Raw genomic sequence first — 7,203 nt, 5'->3', positions numbered from 1 at the left:
CGCCGCCGCCGCGGTAACCACCGCCGCCACCGCCGCCGAAGCGATCACCGCCGCCGCCGAAGCTGCTGCCGCCGCCGTAGCTGCTGCCACCGCCACCATAGCTGCTGCCGCCGCCGCCGAACCGGTCACCGCCGCCGCCGAAGCTGCTGCCGCCACCGAAATCGTCGCTGCCGCCGCCGAAGCTGTCGCGCTTGTCGCGGCCACGCCCGCCACGGTTCCCGCGGCCACCTTTATCGAAACCCATAAGCCCTGATCGTCTTCCCGGTTCGCCCGCAAAATCTCTCCAAAAGCCGGCGTGTCCGGACGACGAACGCGGGCCCTCGGGCGCGAAACCTTTTGCGCCTTGGGGAAGGGCATAGCGCAAAAATCAAGCTATCGCGAACAGAATCTTGTCCGCTTGCTCCATTGGCGATGATCGCGGCAAAAGCATGGCGCACCCGCGTCATCGCGGAGGACCATTGAGCAAGGCGCCCCCGACCGCTAGGGCCACCGCATGACAGTGTATCTTCATGAAGGCGACATCCCGTCCGGGATCTTCGCACCGGGCGCCTCGATTGCCGTCGACACCGAGACCATGGGCCTCATCACGCCGCGCGACCGGCTCTGCGTCGTGCAGCTGTCGGATGGCGGCGCAGATGAACATCTCGTCCGGTTCGCGGCCGACAGCGACTATGCGGCGCCCAACCTCAAGGCGCTGCTCGCGGATCCGGAGCGGCTGAAACTCTACCATTTCGGACGATTCGATATCGCCGCGGTCCAGCATTATCTCGGCGTCGTCGCGGCGCCGGCCTATTGCACCAAGATCGCGTCGCGACTGGTCCGGACCTATACCGACCGGCACGGCCTCAAGGAGCTGGTCCGCGAACTGCTGGGCCAGGACGTGTCGAAGCAGCAGCAATCCTCCGACTGGGGGAGCCCGAATCTCAGCGAGGCGCAGAAAGACTATGCCGCGTCCGACGTCCGTTTCCTGCACCGGATGAAGGAAGAGCTCGACAAGCGGCTGATTCGCGAAGGCCGCATGGAGCTCGCGCAGAAATGCTTCGACTTCCTGCCGACCCGTGCCGCGCTCGATCTCGCCGGATGGCCCGAGATCGACATCTTCGCGCACGCCTGACATGACCATGGCGCCCCCGTCCGACGCATCGGCGAAGACGATCCGGCAGGCCCGCTCGCCGCGTCAGGTCTGGGCGGCGCCGGGCAGCCGCCACGACCGCGTCGTCGGACTGGCGCGACTCGGCCTGCCGACCGCGATCGGCGTGCTGACCGCATTCCTTGTGATGGCGCCGCTGACCGCGGGCGGCGACGTGTCGTTCGTGCTCGACAAGAACAAGGTCGAGGTCGCGCAGGAGCGCATGAAGCTGCAGGCCGCGCAATATCGCGGGCAGGATTCGAAGGGCCAGGCGTTCACGCTCGACGCCCGCTCGGCGATCCAGAAGAGTTCGGCGGAGCCGATCGTGCAGCTCAACACGCTGAGCGCGCAGCTCCAGCTCGCCGACGGCCCCGCCAACATCAGGGCGAATTCCGGGCGCTACGACATGGACACCGAGAAGGTGCAGCTGAACGGCCCGCTCAACGTCACCGCTCCCAACGGCTATGACCTGAAAACCACCAATGCGACGCTCGACATGCGCGCGCGGACGATGGACAGCGGCAGTGCGGTGACGGGAACCGTGCCGCAGGGCGTGTTCAGTGCAAACAAGCTGCATGCCGATCTGGAAGCCCGCACCGTCAGGCTCGACGGCAATGCGCGCTTGCGGATCGTGCCGCGAGGGCCGAAATAGCCGCCATGCGCCTCATACCAAGCTCCGTCCTCCTGATGCTCTCCGCGCTCGCGGCGACCGGCGTCTCCGCGCAACGTGCGCACAACTCGAACGCGCCGATCGATTTCGGTGCGGACCATATCGAGCTGCAGGACAAGGCGAACCGTGCGGTGCTGAACGGAAGCGTGTCGGTCAAGCAGGCGGACATGACGCTGAATTCGGCGCGGATGACGGTGGCCTATACCGGCGAAGTGGTCGGCGGGAACCCGCAGGTGTCGCGCCTCGACGCGTCGGGCGGCGTGACGGTGCGCCGGCCGGACCAGACCGCGAAGAGCCAATATGCGATCTACGACCTCAACCGGCGGGTGATCACGATGCTCGGCGCGGTGACGCTGACCCAGGGTGGCAACACCGTGAATGGCGGGCGGCTGACGATGAACCTCGATACCGGTCGCGCGGTGATCGACGGATCGTCGGTCCGCGGCAGCGGCGGCGCGACGGCCAGCGGCGGCACCGTGACCCAGACGGGCGGGCGCGTGACGGGCACCTTCTCGGTTCCCAAGCGCAACTGATCCGATGCGCGCACCGCCGGTCATCCGCGAAACCCGCCAGCCGAGCGCCAGCCGCTTTTACCCGCCCGCCCTCAGCAAGGCCAAAGCCTGATGGATGCCCCCACGCTGCCCCCGATCGAAACCCCCGGCCCGCACGGCGACGCGATCGTCGAAGCGCCGACGACCAACGGCCTTCAGGTCGTGTCGATCGCCAAATCCTATGACAAGCGCACCGTCCTGACCGATGTGTCGGTGTCGGTCGGGCGTGGCGAAGTGGTCGGGCTGCTCGGGCCGAACGGCGCCGGCAAGACGACGTGCTTCTATTCCGTGATGGGGCTGGTGAAGCCCGATTCGGGCCGGATCATGCTCGACGGCGACGATATCACGCGCCTGCCCATGTATCGCCGCGCGATCCTGGGTCTTGGCTATCTGCCGCAGGAAACCTCGATCTTCCGCGGGCTGACGATCGAGAAGAACATCCTGACGGTGCTCGAGCTGTCCGAGCCCGACAAGGCGGTGCGCGAGCGCAAGCTGAACACGCTGCTCGAGGAGTTCGGGCTGACCCGGCTGCGCGCCGCGCCCGCGATGGCGTTGTCGGGCGGCGAGCGGCGCCGGGCGGAGATCGCCCGCGCGCTGGCCGCCGAGCCGTCGATCATGCTGCTCGACGAGCCGTTTGCGGGCATCGATCCGATCTCGATCGCCGACATTCGCGACCTCGTGAAGGATCTCAAGCGCCGCGATATCGGCGTGCTGATCACCGACCACAATGTCCGCGAGACGCTCGACATCGTCGACCGCGCCTACATCATCTACGATGGCCGCGTGCTGTTCTCGGGCAGCCCGGCCGAACTGGTCGCGGACGCGAATGTCCGCCGCCTCTATCTGGGCGAGGGCTTCTCGCTCTAGTGTCATGAGCCTCGCGCCTCGCCTGGACCTTCGCCAATCGCAGTCGCTGGTGATGACCCCGCAATTGCAGCAGGCGATCAAGCTGCTGGCGTTGTCGAACCTGGAGATCGAGGGGTTCATCGCCGAGGAGATCGAGCGCAATCCGCTGCTCGAGGCGGGCGCCGCGGACGATGGCGACAGACCCGACCGCGAGCCCGGCCCGGATCCGGACGCCGCCGCCCGCGACGCCCCCCGCGACGAACGCGTCGCCGCCGACGAGCTGGTGAGCGGCAGTGTCGGCAGCGACGAGCCCGCGCTCGACATCGACTATGCGACCGAGAGCCATCACCAGGACAGCGTCGCCGACGGTGGCAGCGGCACCGACGGCGCGCTGTCGATGAGCGGGGCCGGCGCGGGCGGTGGCAGCGATGGCGACGGGAACGGTCTCGATCTGGACGGCTTTGCCGATACTGGGCTCAGCCTTGCCGATCATCTGCTGGCGCAGGCGGGCCCCGCGATCGCCGCGGATGATGCGTTCGTCGCGGCGCATCTGATCGACCAGATCGACGAGGCGGGGTATCTGACCGTACCGCTTCTCGAGATCGCCAACCGGCTGGGCGTCGCGCTTGCCCGGGTCGAGCATGTCCTGGCGGTGATCCAGACCTTCGACCCGACCGGGGTGGGCGCGCGCGACCTGGCCGAATGCCTGACGATCCAGGCGCGGGAGGCGGACCGCTATGACCCCTGCATGGCGCGGCTGATCGACAATCTCGACCTGCTGGCGCGGGGCGAGATCGGGCGCCTGAAACGGCTGTGCCAGATCGATGACGAGGATATGGCGGACATGATCCGCGAGCTGCGCGGCTATGATCCGAAGCCCGGATGCCGGTTCGGCGGCGAACCGAGCCGCGCGGTCGTGCCCGACCTGTTCGTCGCGCGAACCAAGAGCGGGTGGAGCATCGAGATCAACACCGCGACGCTGCCGCGCATCCTCGTCAACCGCAGCTATTACACCGAACTGGCCCGGGGCGAGCAGGACAAGGCGTCGAAGGCGTGGCTCAGCGAGTGTCTCGCCAGCGCGAACTGGCTGGTCAAGGCGCTCGACCAGCGGCAGCGCACGATCATCAAGGTCGCAACCGAGATCGTGAAGCAGCAGGAGGCGTTCTTCCTCCACGGCGTCGCACATCTTAGGCCAATGACGCTGCGGATGGTCGCCGACGCGATCGAGATGCACGAATCGACCGTCAGCCGCGTGACCAGCAACAAATATGTCTCGTGCGGGCGCGGGCTCTACGAGCTGAAATATTTCTTCACCTCGGCGATCCAGTCGGCGGATGGCGGCGACGCGGTGTCGGCCCAGGCCGTCAAGAGCGCGATCAAGGCCCTGATCGCGAACGAGGGTGCCAAGATCCTGTCCGACGATACTTTGGTGGAATTGCTCGACGGCAAGGGCTTCGACATTGCCCGGCGCACCGTTGCCAAATATCGCGAGGCGCTCGGCATCGGCAGTTCGGTACAACGCCGCCGCGCGCGGGCGCTCGAGGGTACGGGCTGACGCTTGCCTTCGCACCGGATCGGCGTAGCGTCCGGCTTGCATCACGGGGGGGCCCAGACCGATGAAAGACCTTTCCACCAGCCGTGATGGCGACGCCGAGTACGTGGCGACCTCCCCACCGATGATCGCGGCCGAGCCCGATGGCGCGCCACGCATCGCGGTGCTCGATATCCTGCGCGGGATCGCGATCCTCGGCATCCTGTTCATGAACATCAACGACATGGGCGGGTCGCTCTACGCGTCGTTCGACGATATCCGGCATTTCGGCTGGACCACGCAGGACCAGATCGCCTGGTGGCTGCGCGAGGTGATCGCCAACGGCACCGCGCGCTGCATGCTCGAGATGCTGTTCGGCGCCGGGATGGTGATCCTGACCGACCGCGCCGCGCAGCTGGCGGGGACGCGCGTGGTGATGAAGCGCTATTATGCGCGCAACCTGCTGCTGTTCGCGTTCGGCGTGGTGCACATCCTCGTCCTGCTGTGGCCGGGCGACATCCTCCACACCTATGGCCTCGCGGCACTGATCGCCTTCCTGTTTCGCGGACTGCGACCCCGCCTGCTTCTGACCATCGGCCTGTCCGCGGCCGCGCTGCAGTTCGCCGGCGGCACCTACGGCTATGTCTCCACCACGCAGACCCAGGCGCAGGTCGCTGCGATCGAGAGCGCGCAGCGCGACGGGCGACCGGTCACGGTCGCGGACCGCACACTGCTGACCAAGGTCGCCGAGGGGGCTGCAAAACGCGCCAAGAGCAAGGCCGAGGATGCCGCGCGGATCGCCGCCGAGGACAAGGCGCGGACGGGCAATTTCAAGACCTGGGCGGCGTATCAGTGGAGCGTCATCGCCTATCTGCAGAGCCGCGGGCTCGAGCTGGTGTTCGTGTGGGAAGCGGCCGGCGTGATGCTGATCGGCGCGGCGCTGTACAGGCTCGGCATCCTCCAGGGCGGACGATCGCGCGCCTTCTATGCGCGGATGACGCTGATCGCCTACGGGATCGCGATCCCGCTGCGGATGATCGGCGCGACGGAGCAGATGCGCTTCGATACCGCGCCAAAGACGCTCTGGGCGACCGCGGAGGTCAGCCGGCTGGCGATGACACTCGGCCATGTCGGCGCCGTCCATTTGCTGGTCGGGACGATCGTCGGCGCGCGGCTGTTGCGCCCCTTCGCCGCCGCGGGCCGGACCGCGTTGTCGCTCTACGTGCTGCAGACGATCATCGGCCTGTGGATCCTGTTCCCGCCCTTCGCGCTCGGGCTGTACGGCCAGTTCGGCTGGGCGGCGCTGATGGGGATCGCGCTGGCGATCAATATCGGCCTGTTGTGGCTCGCCAATGCCTATCTGCGCGCGTTCAATATCGCGCCGGTCGAATGGGCGTGGCGGTCGCTGCTCGAGCGGCGCCGGCTGCCGTGGCGCAAAACGCGTATCACCCCCGCGATGCGGACGGCATCCGCCTAGTCGTCCTCGTCCTCGAACCCGACCAGCGCCAGCGCGCGCGCCTTGATCTGGCGGGTCATGCACCAGTGGACGAGCGCATCCTCACGGCCATGCGTGACCCATACTTCGCGCGGCGCGATCTCGGCGAGCGTGTCGATCAGCTCGTCCCAGTCGGCATGGTCGCTCAGGATCAGCGGCAGCTCGACATTCTTCTGCCGGGCGCGCCCGCGGACGCGCATCCAGCCGCTCGCCATTGCGGTGATCGGGTCGGGCAGCCGCCGCGACCAGCGATCGTTGAGCGCGCCGGGCGGGCACATCACGACATGCCCCGCCATGTCGGCCTTCTTGGCGTCCGCAACCGGCAGCAAGGTACCCAGCCGGACGCCGTGATCGGCGTAGAGGTCGCACAGACGCTGGAGCGCACCATGGATGTAGATCGGCGCCTCATGCCCCCGCGCGCGAAGTTCGGCGATCACGCGCTGCGCCTTGCCGAGCGCATAGGCCCCGACCAGCACGCAGCGGTCGGGATTGGCGTGCAATGCGGCGATCAGCTTGTCGATCTCGTCGCCGGTATCGGGGTGGCGGAAGACCGGCAGGCCAAAGGTCGCCTCGGTGACGAAGACGTCGCATTTGACGGGCTCGAACGGCGTGCAGGTCGGATCGCTCCGCCGCTTGTAATCGCCCGAGACGACCACCCGTTCGCCGCGATAGTCGAGCACGATCTGCGCCGAACCCAGGACATGGCCGGCGGGGACGAAACCGATATCGACCTCGCCCATGCGGATCGTCTCGCCATAGGCGACCGGGTGACCCGATTGCGGACCATAGCGCGCGTCCATGATCGCCAGCGTCTCGGGCGTCGCCCAGACCGCGGCATGGCCGCCGCGCGCATGATCCGCATGGCCGTGCGTGACGAGCGCCCTCTCGCTCGGGATCGACGGATCGATCCATGCGTCGATCGGCTTGACGAGGATGCCGTGCGGATGCGGTTCGAGCCAGTCGCCGAGTTTTGCCATCATG

At 67.5% G+C, this 7,203-nt stretch carries 8 protein-coding genes; 6 read left to right on the top strand and 2 right to left on the bottom strand.

The features are described from left to right. Positions 1-244 (bottom strand): hypothetical protein (locus sphsw_RS19565; RefSeq protein ID WP_031438840.1); only part of this gene is annotated, 244 nt, incomplete at its 3' end. A gap of 249 nt (positions 245-493) precedes the next feature. On the opposite strand from sphsw_RS19565, the gene sphsw_RS00135 reads away from it, so the two are divergent. The 6 genes from sphsw_RS00135 (at position 494) to sphsw_RS00110 (ending at position 6,204) form a co-directional block, all read left to right on the top strand. Continuing rightward, positions 494-1,114 (top strand): ribonuclease D, encoded by a 621-nt coding sequence (locus sphsw_RS00135; RefSeq protein WP_031438839.1) that lies wholly within the window; start codon positions 494-496, stop codon positions 1,112-1,114. Position 1,115: 1 nt separating this feature from the next. Beyond that, entirely contained in the window at positions 1,116-1,781 is a 666-nt protein-coding gene (gene lptC / locus sphsw_RS00130) for an LPS export ABC transporter periplasmic protein LptC (protein WP_235188218.1), read from the top strand. A gap of 5 nt (positions 1,782-1,786) precedes the next feature. Then, positions 1,787-2,332 carry an LptA/OstA family protein gene (locus sphsw_RS00125; protein ID WP_031438837.1) on the top strand — a complete coding sequence of 182 codons (546 nt, stop codon included), beginning with the start codon at positions 1,787-1,789 and terminating at the stop codon, positions 2,330-2,332. 90 nt (positions 2,333-2,422) lie between these two features. After that, a complete protein-coding gene (lptB, locus tag sphsw_RS00120; RefSeq protein WP_031438836.1) occupies positions 2,423-3,217 on the top strand; it encodes an LPS export ABC transporter ATP-binding protein in 795 nt (264 codons plus the stop codon). Between the two features lie 4 nt (positions 3,218-3,221). After that, entirely contained in the window at positions 3,222-4,751 is a 1,530-nt protein-coding gene (gene rpoN, locus sphsw_RS00115) for an RNA polymerase factor sigma-54 (protein WP_031438835.1), read from the top strand. A 61-nt stretch (positions 4,752-4,812) separates the two neighbouring features. Next, a complete protein-coding gene (locus sphsw_RS00110; RefSeq protein WP_081874026.1) occupies positions 4,813-6,204 on the top strand; it encodes a DUF418 domain-containing protein in 1,392 nt (463 codons plus the stop codon). Here sphsw_RS00110 and sphsw_RS00105 read toward each other — a convergent pair. After that, positions 6,201-7,199: a ligase-associated DNA damage response exonuclease gene (locus sphsw_RS00105; protein WP_031438833.1), complete on the bottom strand. Its 999-nt coding sequence runs from the start codon at positions 7,197-7,199 to the stop codon at positions 6,201-6,203. The two genes, sphsw_RS00110 and sphsw_RS00105, sit on opposite strands and share 4 nt — an antisense overlap. Positions 7,200-7,203: the final 4 nt, after the last annotated feature.

The organism is Sphingomonas sp. FUKUSWIS1 (genome assembly GCF_000733135.1).
Classification (GTDB): domain Bacteria; phylum Pseudomonadota; class Alphaproteobacteria; order Sphingomonadales; family Sphingomonadaceae; genus Sphingomonas; species Sphingomonas aerolata.
The sequence above is the reverse complement of the archived record's forward strand: the minus strand, read 5'-3'. Positions and strand labels throughout refer to the sequence as shown.

Bases quoted from the DNA above. Each gene is read 5' to 3' on its own strand.
- sphsw_RS00135 (WP_031438839.1), top strand. From the start codon at position 494: ATGACAGTGTATCTTCATGAAGGCGACATCCCGTCCGGGATCTTCGCA.
- lptC (WP_235188218.1), top strand. From the start codon at position 1,116: ATGACCATGGCGCCCCCGTCCGACGCATCGGCGAAGACGATCCGGCAG.
- sphsw_RS00125 (WP_031438837.1), top strand. From the start codon at position 1,787: ATGCGCCTCATACCAAGCTCCGTCCTCCTGATGCTCTCCGCGCTCGCG.
- lptB (WP_031438836.1), top strand. From the start codon at position 2,423: ATGGATGCCCCCACGCTGCCCCCGATCGAAACCCCCGGCCCGCACGGC.
- rpoN (WP_031438835.1), top strand. From the start codon at position 3,222: ATGAGCCTCGCGCCTCGCCTGGACCTTCGCCAATCGCAGTCGCTGGTG.
- sphsw_RS00110 (WP_081874026.1), top strand. From the start codon at position 4,813: ATGAAAGACCTTTCCACCAGCCGTGATGGCGACGCCGAGTACGTGGCG.
- sphsw_RS00105 (WP_031438833.1), bottom strand. From the start codon at position 7,199: ATGGCAAAACTCGGCGACTGGCTCGAACCGCATCCGCACGGCATCCTC.